The sequence below is a fragment of the Lysobacter sp. SCRH-1R genome (genome assembly GCF_057747855.1).
The window spans coordinates 3,797,918-3,816,922 of the sequence record NZ_CM173227.1 but is presented as its reverse complement, the minus strand read 5'-3'; the positions used below and the strand labels follow the sequence as shown (position 1 = coordinate 3,816,922).

The following is a 19,005-nucleotide window of genomic DNA, read 5'->3' as shown; positions in this document are numbered from 1 at the left end:
GGCCGCATCAACCGACCGCGTCGCCGACGCCCCGGGCCGATGGCGCCTTTCCCTGGCGCAACGCCGACTCGATGCTGTCCAGCGTCGCGATGATGGCGGCGCGACGAAGCACCACGTCGCGGGGTTCGTCGTCCTGCGGCGCGGTGTGTGCGCCAACCAGCACCAGCGCGCCTTCGATGCGATGCAGAAGCTCGCGTTGCCGCGCGGGGTCGCCTTCGCCGATCGCCTCGTCCAGTTCCGCAAGTTCCGTGCGACTGATGGCGAGCAGGTCGCCAAGCACGCGCCGGTAGTCCGCGTCGTCGTCGTACATCGCCCGCAGGCGATCCAGCCCTTGCGGTTCGCTGGCGACGAACGTTGCGCGCGCCATCGCGGGCGACAGCAGGAACGACGACAGCTTCGCCGCCAGCGCATCCAGCTGGATGGGTTTGCCGAGAAAATCGTCCATGCCCGAATCCCGGCAACGCTGGATCTGCTCGGGCAGCACGCTGGCGGACAGACCGATGATCGGCATGTGCGCGCCGCCCGTTTCCGAAGCACGCACGGCGCGGGTGAGTGCGTAACCGTCGAGCACCGGCATGTGGCAGTCGGTCAGCAGCAGGTCGTAGTGCGCGCGCTGCAGTTCCGCGAGCGCTTCTTCGCCATTGGCGGCCATCGCGAAGGCGTAGCCGAGGCTTTCGAGCTGGCGCCCGATGACGGCGCGATTGATCGGATGGTCTTCGGCGACGAGGATGCGCGCCTCGCGCGGCGCGCTGGCGCGGACCGAAGCCGGTGTGTTCGCATCGCCCACGACCAGGCCGAGCGCTTCGTGGCAGGCGCGCGCCAGCGCACGCGTGGTCTGCGGGTCGCCGGGAAGCCGGACCTCACCGTCCAGCGGAGGACGCGGCTCGCCCTCGCGCACCACGCGCACCAGCGGGCGGCCCGACAGCGTGCCGGGGACGACCACGTCCGCATCGACGAGCAGCAGGTCCATGTCGCCGGCGTCGAACTCCACCAGATCGGACGATTCGGCTTCGATCAGGCTGAAGCCGAACGAGCTCAGGCCATTGCAGATCTCCTGCGAACGCAACTCGTCGGCGACGCACACCACGGCCGAGCGCCCTTCGAACTCCGGTCGCCCCTGCAACGGCTGCACGACGCCCAGCGAAAGCTCGAGTACCGCACGCGTACCGCGCCCGGGCTCGCTTTCCAGCTGCAGGCTGCCGCCCATCATCTCGGCGAGGCGACGACTGATCGACAATCCCAGCCCCGTACCGCCGTAGCGGCGGGTGGTGGATTCCTCCGCCTGCGTGAAGGGCTGGAACAGGCGCGCGAGGTGCTCCGGGGCGATGCCGATGCCGGTGTCGGCCACTTCGATGCGCAACTGCTGCCCACGCGCGGTTTCGCTGATCAGGCGCACGTGCAGTGCCACGTGGCCGTGCGAGGTGAACTTGAGCGCGTTGCTGAGCAGGTTGGCGATGATCTGCCGGATGCGCATCGCATCGCCATGGAATCGCGTGGCCAGGCGCCAGTCGACGATCGAGTACATCCGGACGTCGCCTTCGGTGGCGCGTACGCCGAACAGGCCGGCGACGCCGTCCACGAGTTCGCGCAGGTCGAAATCGGCATCGCTGATGGCCAGCCGGCCTGACTCGATGCGCGAATAGTCGAGGATGTCGTCGAGGATCTGCAGCAACGCGCGCGCCGAATCGCGCGCCATCGTCGCCATGTTCGCCTGTTCGTGATCCAGGCGCGTGTGCGTGAGCAGTTCCATCAGGCCCAGCACGCCGGTCATCGGCGTGCGGATTTCATGGCTCATCGCGGCCAGGAAGATGCTCTTGGCGGCCACGGCGGACTCGGCCTGCGCCTTGGCTTCGCTCAGCGCCTGCGCCTGCTCGTGCATCGTGGTGGTGTCGACCCAGTAGCCGCTCCATTCGACCGAACCATCGGGCAGGCGGCGCGGCGGGCCGCCTTCCGTGCGCAGCCAGCGCCAGTCATCGCCGATGCGGAAACGCACGTCGAACGGCGCGATCGGCTTGAGCGTCCGCGCCGCCGTGTCGGCTGCTTCCAGCACCCTGGGCTGGTCGTCCGGATGCAGGCGGTGGAACGTGGATCGCTCGTCGTCGACGATTTCCTCGGCGGACAAACCCATGATGCCGGCCGCATCGCCGGCGACGTACGTGAAGCCGCGCGTGCCATCGGCCCCCACGCGGAACTGGAAGACCGTGCCGGGCATCGCCTGGGTGATGTCGTGCAGGCGCTGCTCCGATGCGCGCGCCCGCGCTTCGGCTTCGCGGATCTCGGTGACCTCGACGATCGTGCCGATCAGCCTGACCGTACCGTCCTCGGGCGTGGCGAGCGGATGGCGCCATACGATGAGGTGATGCACGCCGTCGCCGTTCCGCGCGGGCACGGTGAGTTCGCGGCGGGTGCCCGTGCCGGTGGCGAGCACCTGCATGTCCTCGCCGGTGAGGACGTCATCGGCGATCCCGCTCACGTGCGCGCTCTCCCGCGCCGTGCGCCCGACCAGCTGCTCGCGCCTGACGCCGAACATCGCCTCGTACGCGCGGTTCACGGTGATGTAGCGGCCTTCGCTGTCCTTCACGAATACGGCGTAGGGAATGTTCTCCAGCAGCGTCTGCTGGAACAGCAGCTGCGTGGCCAGCGCGTTCTCGGCGCGCGCCTGCAGTTGCGATGCCCGGCGCAGGCGCTCATACGCCAGGCCGATCGCGCCCAGCGCCAGCATCACCGCCGCCGTGCCCAGCAGCACCCAGCGCCATGGCACGCCGTAGACGTAATCGGTGGTGAGCCAGCGCGCGCGGATCGCCTGGCGTTCGGCTTCCGGCATGTTGTCGAGCACGCGGTCGACCAGCGGAATCAACGCCTCGTACTGGCGCGACACGCCGAACGCGAGTTCGGTATCGAAGCCGGCCGGGCCGACGACGTGCAGTTCGCCGGCGTAGCGGTTGCGGATCAGGGCGTCGATGGCCGGCAGCGTGCCGATGTAGGCATCGGCGCGGCCACTGGCGACGAGCGCGAGTCCCGCTTCGTTGCCGCCGACGGTTCGCAGCCTCGACAGCGGCAGCAACGCGCGCAGCGACGCGACCACGCCCGGCTCGTCGCGCACGGCGACGGTGAGGCCGCCCAGATCCGACGCGCTGGCGATCGCGGGCCCGTGCAGTCGCGCGACGATGACCTGCGGGAAGCTCTCGTACGAGCGGCTGAACACCATCGCGTCGCTGTCGATGTCGCCGCTGCTGCCTGCCGCGACCAGGTCGACCTCGTTCGCCAGCGCCATGCGTTGCAGGCTGTTCCAGTCCGGCGCGGGCACCAGCTGGACGCGCAGGCCGAGCTTGCGCTGGACAAGCTCCAGGTAGTTCGCCGCGATGCCGTCGAAACCGCCTTCGCGCGCAAGGAAGCTGTAGGGGAAGCGATCGACTTCGTAGCCCATGCGCAGCACGGGAAGCGAGGCGATCCATTCGCGCTCCGACCGGCTCAGGCCCACCGCATGCGACGTCGCCAGCGAAGGCACGTCGCCCGCGCCCCAGCGCACGCGCATCTGCTGGATTTCGCGATCGGGAATCCTCGCCTCGGCCTTGCGCAGGATGCTGGCCAGTTCGCTGCGGTCGCGTCGCACCGCGGGCGCGAGCTCGAACGTGGGCAAATCCAGCGGGCCGAGGATCGACACGTCGTCCGCGCGTCGCTGCCGCACCAGTGCCGTCGTGCGTGGCAGCGTGACGCCGAGATACGCATCGGCCTGTCCGCGCGCGAGCATGTCCAGCGCCTCGTGGCCGTCGTCGGCGTAGACGAGCGTCGCGCGCGGATGGCGTTCGGCGAACGCCTTTGCCGAGAGCAGGAATCGGCGTTCGATGGTGACGCGCGCCGAATCGAGGTCGCGCGGGCTGCGGATCTGCAGGTCGCCCTTGCGCGCGACCAGCATGATCTGCTGCGACGACACGAACGGCCGCAGCATGTGGAAGCGTTCCATGCGCTGGCCGATCACCGGCTGTGCGAGCAGCACGTCGTAAGGCGGCGCCTGTTTCGACTGCCCGATGGCGATGCCTTCCCAATCGGTGAACGGGTGGAACTCCAGCCGCATGCCGGCGCGCGCCGCCAGCGCGCGCATGTAGTCGACGCCGAGGCCTTCCGGGCGGCCACCGCGCCACGCTTCGAAGGGGATGAAGTCGCCGGCGAACACCCCGACCTCCACGACGGGATGCTCGCGTCGCCAGGCTTCTTCCGAAGGCGTCAGCGAAATGGCGGGTTCGGGCACACGCGACGCACGTTGCGAGGGCCGCGCGGCCTGCACGTTCGCAACGCCGCAAACAACGAGCATGAGGCAGAGCAGACACCGCAAGGTGAGTCCGTGGCGATGCATGTGGTGGCCCAGGCTCATGCGTGTCTCGTCGTGAAAGAACGTGCTTTCACCGCAGCCTAGGCGGCACCCCCATGTGCCGCCATCAGACGGGTCTGAATCTCCCCTTTACTCGCGCCGGCAATGTCAATGGTGCGTGAAGGCGTGCGCGTTGCGTTTTTTCCGCGAACGCTTGCCGCGCAGCGGCGCCTCCGTCGCGGTCCTGACACAGAGCGGCGGGACATCGTTTCGACCCCGTTCGCACGCCTACCCGGAGTTGCGATCACTTCTTGTCGAATCTGGCGATTTATCTGATTGATTTCGGAACTGTCCGATGTTTACGACCGACGCCGGCCCGCACCATGCGCGCCGTCGCCAGGGCCACGGCCTTGCGGCTCCAACCACCCCAAGCACCTCAGGAATTCCGCAATGAAGAAGACCCTGCTCTCCACCGCCCTGGTCGCCGTCGTCGCCGCCGTCGCCATGCCGTCCGCCTTCGCCGCCACCGGCAAGATCACCATCAATGGCCTGCTGCAGGCCGGCACCTGCACGGTGACCCCGGGCACCAACGCCACCGGTTCGGCCGCCGACATGACGGTCACGCTGGATACCGTCCAGGCCTCCTCGCTGTCGGCCGCCGACAGCTACGCCGCCACCAAGCCGTTCGAAATCAGCGTCGGCGGCGGCGGTTCGGACACCTGCAATGGCGCAGTGACGAAGCTGATCTTCGAAAACGTCGGCGCCCCGGGCTCGCTGATCAACGCCGACGGCTTCCTGGACAACTCCAGCACGGCCACCGCCACCAACGTCGGCGTGCGCCTGCTCAACGGCAACACGCACGGCGTGATCAACCTGGTCAATGGCACGAACAACCCGACCGCTACCCCGGCCTCGGGTACGCCGGGCGTCCTGAAGTACCAGGCGCAGTACTACAGCAAGGCCGGCGGTGCCACGGCCGGTACGGTCAACACGTTCGTGACCTACACCGTTTCGTACTGATCCAAGCGCACCACCAGCGATGCCGGCGCGTGCCGGCATCGCTTCCACTCCGTACGGCCCTGCTCCGCGAGACCTCCCCATGACATTCCCCCATCGCACAACCCTGGCGCTGATGCTCACCGCCATCGGATGCTTCTCGTCGGCCCACGCGGGCATCTCGCTGGTCGGCACGCGCGTGATCTATCCCGCCGCCGAGCGCGAAGTCACCGTCACGATGAACAACAAGGGCGATTCGCCGCGCATCGTGCAGTCGTGGATCGACGACGGCGATGCCAACGCGACGGCCGAAACAGCCAAGGCGCCGTTTCTCCTCACGCCGCCGCTGTCGCGCGTGGAGCCGGGCAAGGGCCAGACGCTGCGCATCATGTTCACCGGCGGCGACCTCCCGCAGGATCGCGAATCCGTCTACTGGCTAAACGTGCTGGAAATTCCGCCGAAGCCGACGTCCGACACGCGCAGCTTCCTTCAGTTCGCCGTTCGCACGCGCGTCAAGATCTTCTACCGCCCCACCGGGCTGACGGGCGACGCCGCCAGCGCCATCGGCCAGGTCACCTGGCGCCTAGTGCACGGCAAGGACGGCATGGCGATGGAGTGCACCAACGGCACGCCGTACAACGTGTCCATCGCCGATGTGCGCCTGAAGGATGCGCCGGTCGATCCCACCATCGGCAAGGGCGGCCTGTGCCCGGCGATGGGACGCGAGAGGTTCCCGATCAAGGGCGGCAACGATTCCGGTCGTCTTGTGTACCGCGCCATCGACGACTACGGCGCCTATCTCGACGGTGAAGCGACGTACACGCGCTGATTCGGCGCGCTGACGCCTGAGCCACGCCGCAGGCAACGCGGCAATTCCGATTCGCGATCCCGGCGCCTCCACACGAGGCGGACGGGGACGTCATGCCTCACGAATGCGCGGCGCGAGCTGCGGCAACGCGGGGCCCACCACGGTCAACGGTACCTTCCATGTCCCGCAACACTCCGCTTACGCGAATCCCGCAACCGCTCTATCGCCGCACGCTGACCACCTCCGTCCTCGCCGCCCTCGGCACCGTGCCGGTGATGGCGTTCGCCGCCCCGGGTCCGGATCCTTCGCCCAATCCGTCGCCCGAACCGCAGGTCGTCGAATTCAGCCCGGCGTTCCTCAACGGCAGCGCCAGCGCGGACCTCTCGCGCTTCGAGCGCGGCAATCCGATCCTGCCCGGCCCGCAGTCGGTCGACCTGTACGTCAACGACGCGCTGATCTCGCGCCAGACGGTGACCTTCCGCGAAGCCGGCGGCGAGATCGAAAGCTGCTTCGACCTGAACCTGCTCGTCGCCGCCGGTGTCGACACCAGCAAGCTGCGCGCCGAAGGCCATTCGCTCGACGGCGATTGCCTGGACCTGCGCGAGCTGATCCCTGATGCGCGCGTGCGCGCCGACGCCGGCGACATGGGCCTGCACCTGTCGATTCCGCAGGGCTACCTCAGCCACAGCGCACGCGGTTACGTCGATCCCAAACTGTGGGACGAAGGCGTCACTGCATTCACGCTCGGCTACAACGCCAACCTCAACAACAGCGATTCGGACCTGAGCGGCAACGCGCGCTCCGGTTACCTGGGTTTGAACGCCGGCCTCAACATCGCCGGCTGGCGCGTGCGCAACCAGTCGTACTACAGCTGGAACAAGCGCGGCGGCTCCGACTTCACCAACATCAGCACGTACGCGCAGCACGACATCGATGCGCTGAAGTCGCAGCTCACCGTCGGCGACACGTTCACCTCGGGGCAGATGTTCGATTCGGTCGGTTTCCGCGGCGTAAGCCTGGCGACCGACGATCGCATGCTGCCGGACTCGCTCAACGGCTATGCGCCCATCGTGCGCGGCATCGCCGAGACGAATGCGACGGTGGAGATCCGCCAGTCCGGCTACGTCATCTACCAGATGAGCGTCGCGCCGGGCCCGTTCGAGATCGTTGACCTGCCCGCGGCGGGTTACGGCGGCGACCTGGAAGTGATCGTCACCGAAGCCGACGGCCGCCAGCGCTCGTTCAATGTGCCGTTCGCGGCGGTGCCGAACCTGCTGCGCCCCGGTTCGTGGCGTTATTCGGCCGTCGCGGGCGAGCTGCGCAACGAGAACCTGCTGGATGCGCCGAAGTTCCTCGAAGCCACCTACCAGCGCGGCATCAACAACTGGGTCACCGGCTACGGCGGCATCCAGGCCAGCGACGGCGACCTGTATCGCAGCGCCGTCGTCGGCGCGGCGTTCAACACGCCGGTCGGTGCGGTGTCGCTCGACGTCTCCGGTTCGCGCGTGAACTTCAGCGACGACCGCGGCAGCCAGTCCGGCTACTCCGCGCGTGCCACCTACAACAAGAACATCCCGTCGACGAACACCAACTTCGCGCTGGCCGCGTACCGCTATTCCAGCCAGGGCTATGCAGACCTGTCGCAGGCCGCGCAGTGGGACGACCTCATCCGCAATCGCGGCATGAACGGCCTGCTCAAGGATTCCGGCGTGGAGCGCAACCGCTTCTCCATCAGCATGAGCCAGAGCCTCGGCCGCGCCGGTTCGCTCAGCCTCACCGGTTCGCGCCACGACTACTGGTCCGGCCGCGACGTCAACACCAGCTACCAGCTCGGCTGGTCCGCACGCTGGCGCCGTGCGAACTTCGGCGTCAACGCCGGCCGCACGCGCATCAACGACGGCAGCTACGACACGACCTACGGCATGACGTTGTCGGTGCCGCTGGGCAGCGATCGGAGCCTGAGCGCGCCGGTGCTGACGGTCGGCTCGGCGCACGATACGCAGGGCAATCGCGTGCAGGCCGGCGTGGCCGGCATCGCCGGCGATCGCCACCAGTACAGCTATGGCGCGACCGGCAACTTCAGCGACGAGAACAATGACACCGTCAACCTCTACGGCGGCTGGCGCGGTGCCTACGGTTCCGTCAACGGTTCCTACACGCAGGGCACGGGCACTCGCTCGCAGAGCCTGTCGGCACAGGGCGGCCTGGTCGTGCATCCGGGCGGCGTCACGCTTGCCTCCTCGCTGGGCGACACGATGGCAATCCTCCACGCCGACGGCGCCAAGGGCGCGCGCCTGGGCGACGGCATCGGCAAGATCGACCGCCGCGGCTATGCCATCACCAACGGCCTCATGCCGTACCGCCTCAACGACGTGTCGCTGGATCCGAAGGGCATTTCGTACGACGTCGAACTCGAGCAGACGCGCGCCGCTGTCGTTCCGCGTGCCGGCGCAGTCGTCCCGGTGTCGTTCGAAACGAAGACCGGCCACGCCTACGTCATCCAGGCCACGCGCGATGACGGCAAGCCGCTGCCGTTCGGATCGGAAGTGAAGAACTCGAGCGGCGCGATCGTCGGTTACACCGGCCAGAACGGCCAGGCCTTCGTGAGATTGCCGGACGACAACTCAGTCGCGCTGACGGTCGGCTGGGACGGTGGCCAGTGCGCACTGGATTGGCAGCCGGCCAATGCCACCGTCAATGCCGCCGGACTGAACGTCGTCGCGGGCACCTGCCATGCGCGCTGACTTTCGAGATCGCGCCGCACAGCGACGTGCCCGTGGCGGCGACGACGCCAGGAAGATTCTGCGCATCGTGTCCGCCAGCGAGCGCCACACCATCCGAAACATGCATCGCACCAACCAACACACATCGCGCCGTGACCTGATTGCCCAGGTCATCGCGCACCGGAGCCATCCATGAAACGTATCCTTGCCCTGTGTTCCGTGCTCCTGGCACTCGTGCTTCCCACCGCCGCATCGGCGACCTGCGAATGGCATTACGTGATGTCAGGTGGAGCGAAAGTGGTAACGACCGGGCCCTTCGTCTTTGAATTCGACGGAACCCTGAGCCAGGTCAATGCGAACGCCCCCAAAGGCACTGTCCTCTACTCACAGAACATGACCCCGGCGAATGTCGTCGGAAATCCAGGAGGCGGGCCGGAGGTCGCGTGCACGAACTACATCCTCTATTGGCAGCGGATCGTGACGACGGGGCCGGCGACCGGGTACATGGGCACATACGAGACCAACATTCCCGGTGTCGGTATCCGAGTGTACGGCTCCGGTGGCGCCTACTTGTTCACCGGCGCCTACGAGTCGATATACAACGCGTACAACGTCTATTTCAGTCCAGGCACGAAGTACCAGATCGAACTGATCAAGACGAGCGACACGCCGCTGACCGCCCCAGGCGAGATCACCGGACCCATCGCCGAATGGCGCGTGGATCAGGGCGGACCCATCGTCGCGGCGCTCTTCCGAATGCGGACGCCGATCACCATCCAGCCCAAAGTGCCGACCTGCGCGGTTTCCACGCCTGACATCATCGTGCGCTGGACCAGAAGTCGCCCGTCGATTTCCCGAGCGTGGGCAGCGCGCTGGGCGAGAAGGACTTCAATGTGACGCTTGGCTGTTCCGGTGGTGATCCGAACACGAGCACGAACATGCATATGTTCCTGACCGATCAGACGACGCAGGCGAACCAGACCAACATCCTGTCGCTGACGCCCGCTTCCACTGCGACTGGCGTGGGCGTGCAGATTCTCGACGGCACCTCTCCGGTCGTATTCGGGCAGGTAGGAACCGCGCCGACGACGGACATCACCCGCAACATCGTCGTCGGCACGCCGACGGTCGACATCCCGCTGAAGGCCCGCTACGTGCGCACTGGCAACATGACCGCGGGCACTGTCACGGCGATTGCGACGTTCACCGTCGACTACCGGTAAGTCGTCGTCTTCGATGACATTGACGCCGGGTGCGCATCGCGAAGACACGCGATACGCATCCGGCGTTTTCGTTTCCCGAATGGAAAGGAAAACGGCGGGATCGCTTCCGCCGTTCTTCATTTTCAACTGATGCGAGGACTCAGGACGAAACCGGCTTCACCGCCGGCGGCGACCACTGCCCGTCGAGGATCGCCTGCTCCGGCCAGTACGTGCGCACGTACAGCGAGAAGTCCGCGCCCTTGGGGGAGGGCAGCCAGTTCGCGCGCTGGACGGGATCGCTCGGTGCGTCCGCCTGCACGTAGATCGTCAGCGTGCCGTCGGGGTTGGGCTGGAGGTCCTTGTTCTTCGTGCCGACGGAATAGCGGTTGATCTCGTTCGGTGCGAAGAAGTGGTCCGCGTCGTACAGCGTCAGCGACCAGAAGCCCTTCACCGGCGGGCCGCCCTTGTCGAAGGTCACCGTGTAGCGCTTGCTGCCGTTGAGTCGCGCGCCGGTGTCGTCGAGGTCCTGGTAGAAGTACGTCGCCTCGTTCGGTTTGTTGACGTAGATGTTCGACTTGGCGACCGCGGTGCGCGTGAAGTAGTCCGTGCCGAACTGCGCGCCATTGCGCACCGTCGTCCAGTTGTGCGGCAGCGGCACGCCGAAGTTGCGGAACTGCAGCAGCGGCGCGATCAGTTCCTGCTCGGCCTTCTTCGCTTCGTCGATGGCGGCGACCTTCAAGGCCGGATCCTTCTGTAGTGCTTCCACCAGTGCCAGCGCCTGCGCGTAACGCGACTCCTCGCCGGGCAGCGGCTTGGCATCCTTCAGCACCACGGGCAATTCGTCGAAGAACTTTGTCGGGTCCACCTTCGGCGCTTCACCATTGCCGGGCGCACGCGGCGCTTCGGGGAACGAGGGATTCTTCGACCAGTCGTGCTGCTTCAGCGTTCCGTCGAACTGCGACAGCGGATACATGTCGATCTGCGCGACCAGCGGCTGCACGGCGGCGCGGTCCTCCGCGGTGTCGAGCAACGCGACGCGCGGAATCACGTAGCCGGTGTTGGTGCCGGAGCGGAAGACTTCGTTGATGCCCTGCGGCACGTCGCCCTTCCAGTCCGGGCCGGCGAGCAGGTAGAAGCCCGGCTTCGTGCCGTACATCTTGCCGAGGTTGACGAAGCTGTCGGTGCGCGAGTCGACGACCTGGTACACCCAGAAGCGGTCGCCGAAGTCCGGCACCTGGATCACGACCGGTTCGACGTCGAGCGCGAGCGGCCCGCCGCCGTACACGACGTCCTGGTTGGGGCAGGCCACTTCGCGTTCTGACGGCGCGACGTAGTCGGTCAGCATCATCAGGCTGTTCGGTGGTGCGGCGGGAAGCACGCCGCCGAGCTTTCCCGGACCCGGGAGATCCTTGAAGCCGAGCCGGCGGTTGTAGATGTTCACCATCGGCCATGCCCAGAAATACGTGTCGCGTGCGGCCATGCGCACGTACGGTTCAGTGAGGCGTGTCCCGGCGACGGGGCCGGGCACGCTGGCGACGGCGGGTTCCGCAGCGGACCGCGCCGGCGTGGTGGATGCAGCGGGCTGCGATGCGGGCGTCGCCGTCTCGGGCGACGGTTGTTTCTGGCACGCCGCCAGCGAAGTCGCGGCGACGATGGCGAGAGCGAGCGTGTGCGAGCGCATGGGAGATCCTTGTCGTGTGGTTCGTGTGTTCGTGCGCATGGGCGATCAGGAACGCCTGATCATCGGCGGCGGGAAATAGCTGCCGTCCTTCACGCCGCCCTTGGGCCCGTAGAAGCGGAAGGTCAGGCGGTAGTCCTGTCCGCGCGGCGTCGGCAGCCAGTTGCCGTCCGGTGCGTCGTCGGGTTTTTCGGCTGCGAAGTAGAGCGTCAGCGAGCCGTCGGGGTTGTACTTCAGGTCCGACTGGTTGTTGATCAGGAAACGATTCTTCGGATTGGGCAGCACGCGATGGGCCCTGGTGTCCACCGCGATGACCGACCAGAAATAGTTCGCGTACTTCGGTGGCAGGTCGTCCTTCGGGAACGTCATCGTGTAGACGTGGTCGCCGCTGAGCTGCGCGCCGCTGTCGTCGAGGTTGCCCTTGTAGTAGATGACCTCGTCCGTGGTGTTGGCCCAGATGCCACCCAGGTTGGCGAGTGAACGTCCCAGCCAATCGTTGTTGTACGCGCCGGTCACGGCCGGACGCGCCCAGTGGTTCTTCACGGTTCCGTGGCCGATGGTGGGCGAGGCGGCCGCGAAATCGGCCATCACTTTCTTGCGGATCACGTCCTCAACGCGCGCGCGCTCGGCCGGATCGCGCACGCCTTCGGCAATGGCGCGCACCTTGGCCGCCATCGCGTCCATGCCCGGATTGAGGTCCGATTCGCTGTCCAGGACGGCCGGTGCGTCCTCGAACGCTTCCACGCCCGGCAGATTTTCCAGGTCGAACGACGGAATCTGGGGACCTGGCGCAGGCGTCGCCGGCGAACCGGTGGGCTTGAAGGTCACCTGGTGCTGCAGCGCCTCGGCTCCCTTCCAGTCCTTGCCCAGTTCGATCCGCGCGAGCACGCGCACCTGCTTCACCGGAAGATCGATGCGCGTGACGTTCGCCGGCAGCTGCACGTTCGCGCCCTTCAGGCACACCGCGTAATCGCCCGCGCCCTTGGGTTGCGTGCGCTCGTTGATGTTCGCCAGCGTTTCGCCCCAGCCGTTGAGGAACTGCACGGTGTAGTAGCGGCCGGTGATCTTCGGCACCGTCACGATGGTGCAGCTGTTCTCGTCGATCGCGAGCCACGCTTCCGAATTTGCGACGTCGAGGTTGGGATTGGCCCAATCGACCGCGCCCGGCTTGCGGTGGACGATCTCGTTCCACTTGAAGCCTTCCTTCAGGTCGAGCTGCTGCTGGCGCAGCACCAGCAGGCGGGAGAGCAGGTAGATGTACGCGTCGCTGATGTCCTGGTCGGTGTACGCGCGCGTCGTCGCCGGCGCCGCGGCCGTTGAAGGCGCGGCCGATTCCGGGGCCGGTGGCGTCTGTGGTGCGCGGCTGCAGGCGGTGAGTGCCGCGAGCGCGACGGCGATGGTGAAGGGCGTGAGGCGGGAGTAAGGCATGACGCTGATCTCCTTGGTGCCGGGGGGATGGAGCAAGCCGCGGAGCGTACCGCCGGTTGCGGTGCACCCGCTCCCGGTCGTGGGCGAATTATTCGCACCAGAATGCCGTGAATGTCATGCGCAGGCCGACGGCCGGTTGCCTCGGCGCGTGTTCACGCAGGTGTTCAGATTCGCACCGGTGATGCGTGATGCGTCGTGATGCAACGCGATCGGCGTCGTGGACGCTTTGCCCGTGCGCGTTGCATGCGTTCGTTGCATTGCAACGAAGAGAACGAAGCGGCACCCGCACGCGTCGCCGACCTTCGCTGCATTCCATGAAGCCGTGAAAACGGGCGCGATCACGATTGCAGGTTCAGGTTGGCGTTGGATGCAACCGAAGATGCATTTCGCCAGATTCCTCTGATTTCCGCCTCCAGCCGCCGCGCCGAGGATGTCGCCGTCGCTGGGGGAGCGACAGAAGGAAAGCAGTTCGAGCACATCGCCTCCCTCAACGGCGACATCTCACAACAACTGGACATATGGACGTATGAGCAAGATCTTGATTTCCGCCGCACTGTTCGCGGCCGCCGGCCTCACTTCGCTCTCCGCCGCTGCCGCGGACGGCAAGATCACTTTCAACGGCACGATCTCCGATGTCACCTGCACCATCACCGGCGGCGACAACACCGATGGCGGCACCTCCAACTTCACCGTCAACCTGCCGAGCGTTTCGACCTCGGCACTGGCGTCGTCGGGCCAGAGCGCGGGCGACACGCCGTTCAGCGTGGTGCTCGGTGGCGCCAACTGCAAGGACAAGATCGCGAAGCTGTGGTTCGAATCCAGCACGCCGGCCATCGACGCCGCAAACGGCGGCCGGTTGAAGAACACCGCCACCGGTGGCGCGGCCAACGTGCTCGTGGGCCTGCTGAACAAGGCCGGCGCGGCGATCAACCTGTCCAGCAACGCCGGTGGCGACGGCTCGAAGGAAACCATCGTCGGCAACACCGCCACGCTGAAGTACACCGCGCAGTACTACGCGACCGGCGTGGCCACGGCGGGCGCGGTCAACACCTACGTCAACTACTCGGTCGTCTACAACTGAGTCGTGCGTGACGCATCACGGCGGGGTCTTCGCGACCCCGCCGCTTCGGGGAACCTCCAGGAAAGGCTCATGAAACTGCTCGCACGAGTGGGCTGCGCGATCGCGTGGATGGCTTTCGCCGCCCTTGCGCCGGCGCATGCCGATATCCAGATCACCGGCACCCGCGTGATCTATCCGGCCGACGAATCCGAAGTCACCGTCCAGGTGGACAACAACGGGCGTGGTCCCCGTCTGCTCCAGGTCTGGACCGACGCGGGCGACGCGAATGAAACCGCCGCGACCAGCAACGCGCCTTTTCTCGTGACGCCACCGATGTCGCGGCTGGAACCCGGAAAGGGCCAGGCACTGCGGCTGATATTCAACGGCGGGGACGTGCCGAAGGATCGCGAGTCGGTCTACTGGCTCAACGTCCTGGAAATCCCGCCGCGTCCGAAGGGGAAGAGCGCGCAGGACAACTTCCTGCAGTTCGCGGTGCGCACGCGCATCAAGATCTTCTATCGGCCCGAAGGACTGCGCGGCGCGCCGCTGGATTCGATCGGCCAGCTGACATGGCGCCTGGTGCGTTCGGGCGGTGCCGCATCGCTGGAATGCACCAATCCCACCGCCTACAACGTGTCGTTCGCGCAAGTGCGGGCCGAGCGCGCCACGGGTGAGGCGACGCCTGCGGGCGGCATGTGCCCGGCCATGGGGAGCGCGACATTCCCGGTGCAAGGCGAGCCCGGACACGGCACAGGCACCGTGCTGTTCACCGCCATCAACGACTACGGCGGCCTCGTCGAAAGCCGGGCGTCCTATTCGGACTGAAGCAGGCCACGGGCGACGTCGCATCGAATCCGCCACTCCATAACGAAGCGCAAAACGCGCGGACGACGCGCTGCCGCGCGCGAACACCGCGCGCGCCGGCCGCGAGCCGTCAGCAACGCGAGATCGAGACATGCATCCATTTGATCCATGCACCATCGCGCCCGCCGCGAGAGGTTCCAGGCGAAGCCGCCTCGCAGTGGTGGTACTGGCTGCGCTGGGGCAGGTGCCACTGTGCGCCACGGCCGCGCCGGAACCTTCGCCCGCTCCGGAACCGGCGCCGGAGCCCGCGCCGGATGCGGTCGAGTTCAGCCCGCTGTTCCTGGGCGACGCCGCCGGTTCCACCGATCTGTCGCGGTTCGAAAGGGCCAATGCCGTCCTGCCTGGACAATATCTGGTCGACATTCATGTCAACGGCAATCGGGTGACGCGCCAGTCGGTCGAGTTCGCCGCGGTGCCCGGCGGCGATGTGCGTCCATGCCTGTCGTCGCAGGTGCTCGCGACGCTGGGCATCGACACCGCCCGGTTGGCCGCCGACGGCGTCGACCTTTCGCCGCCGTGCATCGACCTCGAGCGCGCCATCGCCGACGCACGCGTGAGCTTCGACATGAACCAGCTGCGCCTGGACTTGTCGATTCCGCAGGCAGCGCTGCGGCGCAGCGCGCGCGGCTACGTCGATCCGGCGTTGTGGGAGCGCGGCGTCAATGCATTCACGCTGGGCTACAACCTCAGCGCCAGCCAGCTCGATTACGACGCTGGCGGCCACACCACCGGCGCCCATGCCGGGCTCACGATGGGGTTGAACGTCGCCGGCTGGCGCCTGCGCAACCAGTCGTCCTACCGATGGGGGCGCGGTGCGGGCGATGATTTCCAGAACATCCGCACGTTCGCCGAGCACGACGTCACCGCGCTGCAATCGCAGTTTTCCGTGGGCGACTCCTTCACCTCGGGCGAGCTGTTCGATTCGATCGCGTTCCGTGGCATCAAGCTGGCCACCGACGATCGCATGCGGCCGGACTCGATGCGTGGCTATGCGCCGGTCGTGCGCGGCATCGCCGAGACCAACGCCCGGGTGGTGATCCGCCAGGCGGGCTTCGTGATCCACGAATCCAACGTTGCGCCGGGTGCGTTCCAGATCGACGATCTCTACGCGACCGGTTACGGCGGCGACCTGGAGGTGACGGTCATCGAGGCCGATGGCCGCGAACGCACATTCTCCGTGCCTTACGCCGCCGTGCCGCAGCTGCTGCGTCCGGGGGTGTGGCGCTACTCGGCCGTCGCGGGGCAGGTGCGCGATGAAACGCTGCGCGGCAGCGCACCGGTCTTCGTGGAAGGCACCTTCCAGCGCGGCCTGAGCAACCAGCTCACGACGTACGGCGGTGTGCAGGCCACCGATGGAGACCTCTATCGCAGCGTGCTCGTCGGCGCGGCCTTCAACACGCCGGCAGGTGCGGTGTCGCTCGATGTCACCGCCGCGAAGACGAAGTTCGCCATCCCCGATGAGGACTCGTCCGGCTACAGCGCGCGCCTGACCTACAGCAAGAGCGTTCCGCAGACCCATACCGACTTCGCGCTGGCCGCCTACCGGTATTCGAGCCGCGGCTATCTGTCGCTGGACGATGCGGTGCGACTGGACGATGCGGTGCGCCACGGCGAACTGCGCGGAGGCGTAAGCGAAGGTGCGCACAGCCAGCGCAGCCGCTTCCAGGTGACCATCAGCCAGAGCCTGGGCGAGCGAGGGGGATCGCTCTTCGTCAGCGGCGCGCGCAACGATTACTGGAGCGACACGTTGCCGGTGGATTCGAGCTATCAGGTCGGCTGGAACCGGCAGTTCCGCAACGTCTCGCTGGGGGTCAACGCAAGCCGCAGCCGCGTGGTCGGTCGCGGTTACGACGACCAGGCTGCCATCAGCCTCTCGATGCCGCTGGGAAGCCCCAACTACCGCAGCACACCGCCGCAGCTGACCCTCGCCGCCGGGCACGATCGCGACGGAAATTCCGTGCAGGCCGGCGTGAACGGCACCGCGGGCGGGCGCCGGCAGTTCAATTACGGCGTCAGCGGCAACTTCAACGACCGCGACACCGACACGCTGGGCATCAATGCCGGTTGGCGCGCCGCGTTCGCCGCGCTCGGCGCGTCGTATTCGCACAACGCGCGCAGCCGGCAGACGTCGGTGTCGGCGAGCGGTGGCGCCGTCGTGCACGCGGGCGGAATCACGCTGGCGCAGCAGCTCGGCGACACCATCGGCGTGGTGGAAGCAAAGGGTGCGCAAGGCGCACGCATGGGATCCGACGGTGTCGGCCGCATCGATCGGCGTGGCTACGCGATTGCCGGGAACCTGACGCCGTACCGCTTCAACGAAATCGTGCTCGATCCGAAGGGCCTGTCGGCGGACGTGGAGCTCGACACCTCCCGCTTGCAGACTGTTCCCCGCGCCGGCGCGGTAGTGCCGATCACGTTCAAGCCCAACGTCGGACACGCCGCACTGCTGCGGGTTCGTCTCGACAACGGAGACGCGCTGCCCTTCGGCGCACAACTGCTGGACGCCAGGGGCGACGAAATTGGCGTGGTCGGCCAGGCAGGCCAGGTGTACGTGCGCACCTCGGACGCGACGCAGGCGCCGATCACCGCCCAATGGGGTGATGGACGCTGCACGCTCGCAGGGTGGCCGTCCGGGGCCGGCGGGCAGGCGCGCCCGGCATTGCAATCTTCCGTCTGCACCTCGGGGCAGGCACCGACCATGAATCTAGGGCAATGACGACCATGCGCGTTTCCATCCCGCTTCTGGGTGTGGCTTTCTTCTGGCTTGGCGTGTGGGACGCAGCGACGGCGGCGTGTTCCGGCTCGACAAGCACCAACAGCTATTTCACCCTGCCCGCGTCGTTGAGCGCCAAGCGCAATGAGGCGGTCGGGAAGGTTCTGTACGACTCGGGCTGGATCAGCGACGGCACGCGGGCCTACGTCAGTTGTTCGGGTTCGTACGCGTTGACGGCGGGTTTCACGTCCGCGATGACGGCCGTGTCCGGCATGAGCGGCACCTACGCAACCGGGGTCCCCGGCCTCGGCATCAAAATCGACTACAACAATACCGGCGCCTGGTACCCGGCCACGGGCATGCGTTGGCCGCGCACGTCGGAGTCGTTCTCCGGCTACGCAGACTTCACGCCGTGGGGATGGTTCCGCGTCCAGTACATCGTGACCGGCCCGCTGTCGTCGGGAACGATGAACCTCCCGAACCCGACGGCAACGGTGCTCTACGGCGGCGTCCTCACCAACAAGGTCACCTTCAGCCGTACGTCCGTGAACGTTCTCAGCACGGGGTGCCGCGTCCTGAACGGCGACATCGCCGTGTCCTTGCCCGACATCGCGGCTTCGGCATTCACCGCCGTGGGCGCCACGCCCGCCTCGCGGGACTTCACCCTCGATCTGACCTGCGATGCCGATGTCGCGGTCTTGTACCGGATCGACGCCACGCCCCCGGCCGGTGTTCCCGCCACGAGCGGCGTGATCGCGGCGGCCTCCGGCGCGGGGCAGGCAACCGGTGTCGGCGTGCAGATCAGGAACGGCAGCTCGGCCGTGCCCCTGGGCTCCAGGTTGTCGTATCTGCGCACGACGAGCGCCGGTCAGGCGGTCAGCATCCCGCTGACGGGCGCGTACTACGCCACGGCGATGCCGGTGGGTGGCGGTGCATTGACCGCGGTGGCCACCTTTTCGCTGTTCTACGAGTAAGGGCGCACCGCTGCTGTCGCGGCCCGGAAGGGCCCCACCGCGGACGAACGCCACAGGTCGAAAGGACAGGCTTGCAGGCCCGCTTGGCTTCCAGAGCGACTCCGGAGGCAAAGGCGACCGCCAAACTGTGCCGAACGTTGGCCAACACTTTGCCGCTTGTGGCTGATTCACGAATTGTTTACAACCTTGGGGGTGCCGCCCGGGCAGGGGAGGCGGCCGTTGCTGCTGTTCATTCATTCGAGGGAGAGAG

At 67.0% G+C, this 19,005-nt stretch carries 13 protein-coding genes; 9 read left to right on the top strand and 4 right to left on the bottom strand.

What is annotated here, in order from left to right; translation table 11 throughout:
• Window positions 1-7: 7 nt before the first annotated feature.
• Window positions 8-4,249, bottom strand: coding sequence for an ATP-binding protein (locus AC3ANK_RS17460; RefSeq protein WP_484171581.1), 4,242 nt, complete (start codon window positions 4,247-4,249; stop codon window positions 8-10).
• 510 nt (window positions 4,250-4,759) lie between these two features.
• Between AC3ANK_RS17460 and AC3ANK_RS17455 the strand changes: the two genes are divergently transcribed.
• The 5 genes from AC3ANK_RS17455 to AC3ANK_RS17435 all read left to right on the top strand — a co-directional run bounded on the left by AC3ANK_RS17455 (window position 4,760) and on the right by AC3ANK_RS17435 (window position 10,059).
• Entirely contained in the window at window positions 4,760-5,329 is a 570-nt protein-coding gene (locus AC3ANK_RS17455) for a fimbrial protein (RefSeq protein ID WP_484171580.1), read from the top strand.
• Between the two features lie 79 nt (window positions 5,330-5,408).
• Window positions 5,409-6,134, top strand: coding sequence for a fimbrial biogenesis chaperone (locus tag AC3ANK_RS17450; protein WP_242525312.1), 726 nt, complete (start codon window positions 5,409-5,411; stop codon window positions 6,132-6,134).
• 158 nt (window positions 6,135-6,292) lie between these two features.
• On the top strand, window positions 6,293-8,857 hold the full coding sequence (locus AC3ANK_RS17445) for a fimbria/pilus outer membrane usher protein (RefSeq protein WP_484171579.1): 2,565 nt from the start codon (window positions 6,293-6,295) through the stop codon (window positions 8,855-8,857).
• 171 nt (window positions 8,858-9,028) lie between these two features.
• Window positions 9,029-9,733 carry a hypothetical protein gene (locus AC3ANK_RS17440; RefSeq protein ID WP_484171578.1) on the top strand — a complete coding sequence of 235 codons (705 nt, stop codon included), beginning with the start codon at window positions 9,029-9,031 and terminating at the stop codon, window positions 9,731-9,733.
• Window positions 9,697-10,059 (top strand): fimbrial protein, encoded by a 363-nt coding sequence (locus tag AC3ANK_RS17435; RefSeq protein WP_484171577.1) that lies wholly within the window; start codon window positions 9,697-9,699, stop codon window positions 10,057-10,059. The genes AC3ANK_RS17440 and AC3ANK_RS17435 overlap by 37 nt, the downstream gene beginning before the upstream one ends.
• A gap of 139 nt (window positions 10,060-10,198) precedes the next feature.
• On the opposite strand, the gene AC3ANK_RS17430 is transcribed toward AC3ANK_RS17435, so the two are convergent.
• From AC3ANK_RS17430 to AC3ANK_RS17420, 3 genes are all read right to left on the bottom strand, one after another.
• Window positions 10,199-11,719, bottom strand: coding sequence for a DUF1254 domain-containing protein (locus tag AC3ANK_RS17430; protein WP_484171576.1), 1,521 nt, complete (start codon window positions 11,717-11,719; stop codon window positions 10,199-10,201).
• A gap of 45 nt (window positions 11,720-11,764) precedes the next feature.
• Window positions 11,765-13,144 (bottom strand): DUF1214 domain-containing protein, encoded by a 1,380-nt coding sequence (locus tag AC3ANK_RS17425; RefSeq protein ID WP_484171575.1) that lies wholly within the window; start codon window positions 13,142-13,144, stop codon window positions 11,765-11,767.
• Window positions 13,145-13,258: 114 nt separating this feature from the next.
• A complete protein-coding gene (locus tag AC3ANK_RS17420) occupies window positions 13,259-13,621 on the bottom strand; it encodes a hypothetical protein (RefSeq protein WP_484171574.1) in 363 nt (120 codons plus the stop codon).
• Window positions 13,622-13,670: 49 nt separating this feature from the next.
• Here AC3ANK_RS17420 and AC3ANK_RS17415 point away from each other — a divergent pair, with 49 nt between their 5' ends.
• The 4 genes from AC3ANK_RS17415 (at window position 13,671) to AC3ANK_RS17400 (ending at window position 18,755) form a co-directional block, all read left to right on the top strand.
• A complete protein-coding gene (locus AC3ANK_RS17415) occupies window positions 13,671-14,225 on the top strand; it encodes a fimbrial protein (protein ID WP_484171573.1) in 555 nt (184 codons plus the stop codon).
• 69 nt (window positions 14,226-14,294) lie between these two features.
• Entirely contained in the window at window positions 14,295-15,029 is a 735-nt protein-coding gene (locus tag AC3ANK_RS17410; RefSeq protein WP_484171572.1) for a fimbrial biogenesis chaperone, read from the top strand.
• 196 nt (window positions 15,030-15,225) lie between these two features.
• Window positions 15,226-17,784 carry a fimbria/pilus outer membrane usher protein gene (locus AC3ANK_RS17405; protein ID WP_484171571.1) on the top strand — a complete coding sequence of 853 codons (2,559 nt, stop codon included), beginning with the start codon at window positions 15,226-15,228 and terminating at the stop codon, window positions 17,782-17,784.
• The gene (locus AC3ANK_RS17400; RefSeq protein ID WP_484171570.1) at window positions 17,781-18,755 is read left to right on the top strand and encodes a fimbrial protein; all 975 of its coding nucleotides are present in this window, start codon (window positions 17,781-17,783) and stop codon (window positions 18,753-18,755) included. Before AC3ANK_RS17405 ends, AC3ANK_RS17400 begins: the two co-directional genes overlap by 4 nt.
• Window positions 18,756-19,005 lie beyond the last annotated feature (250 nt).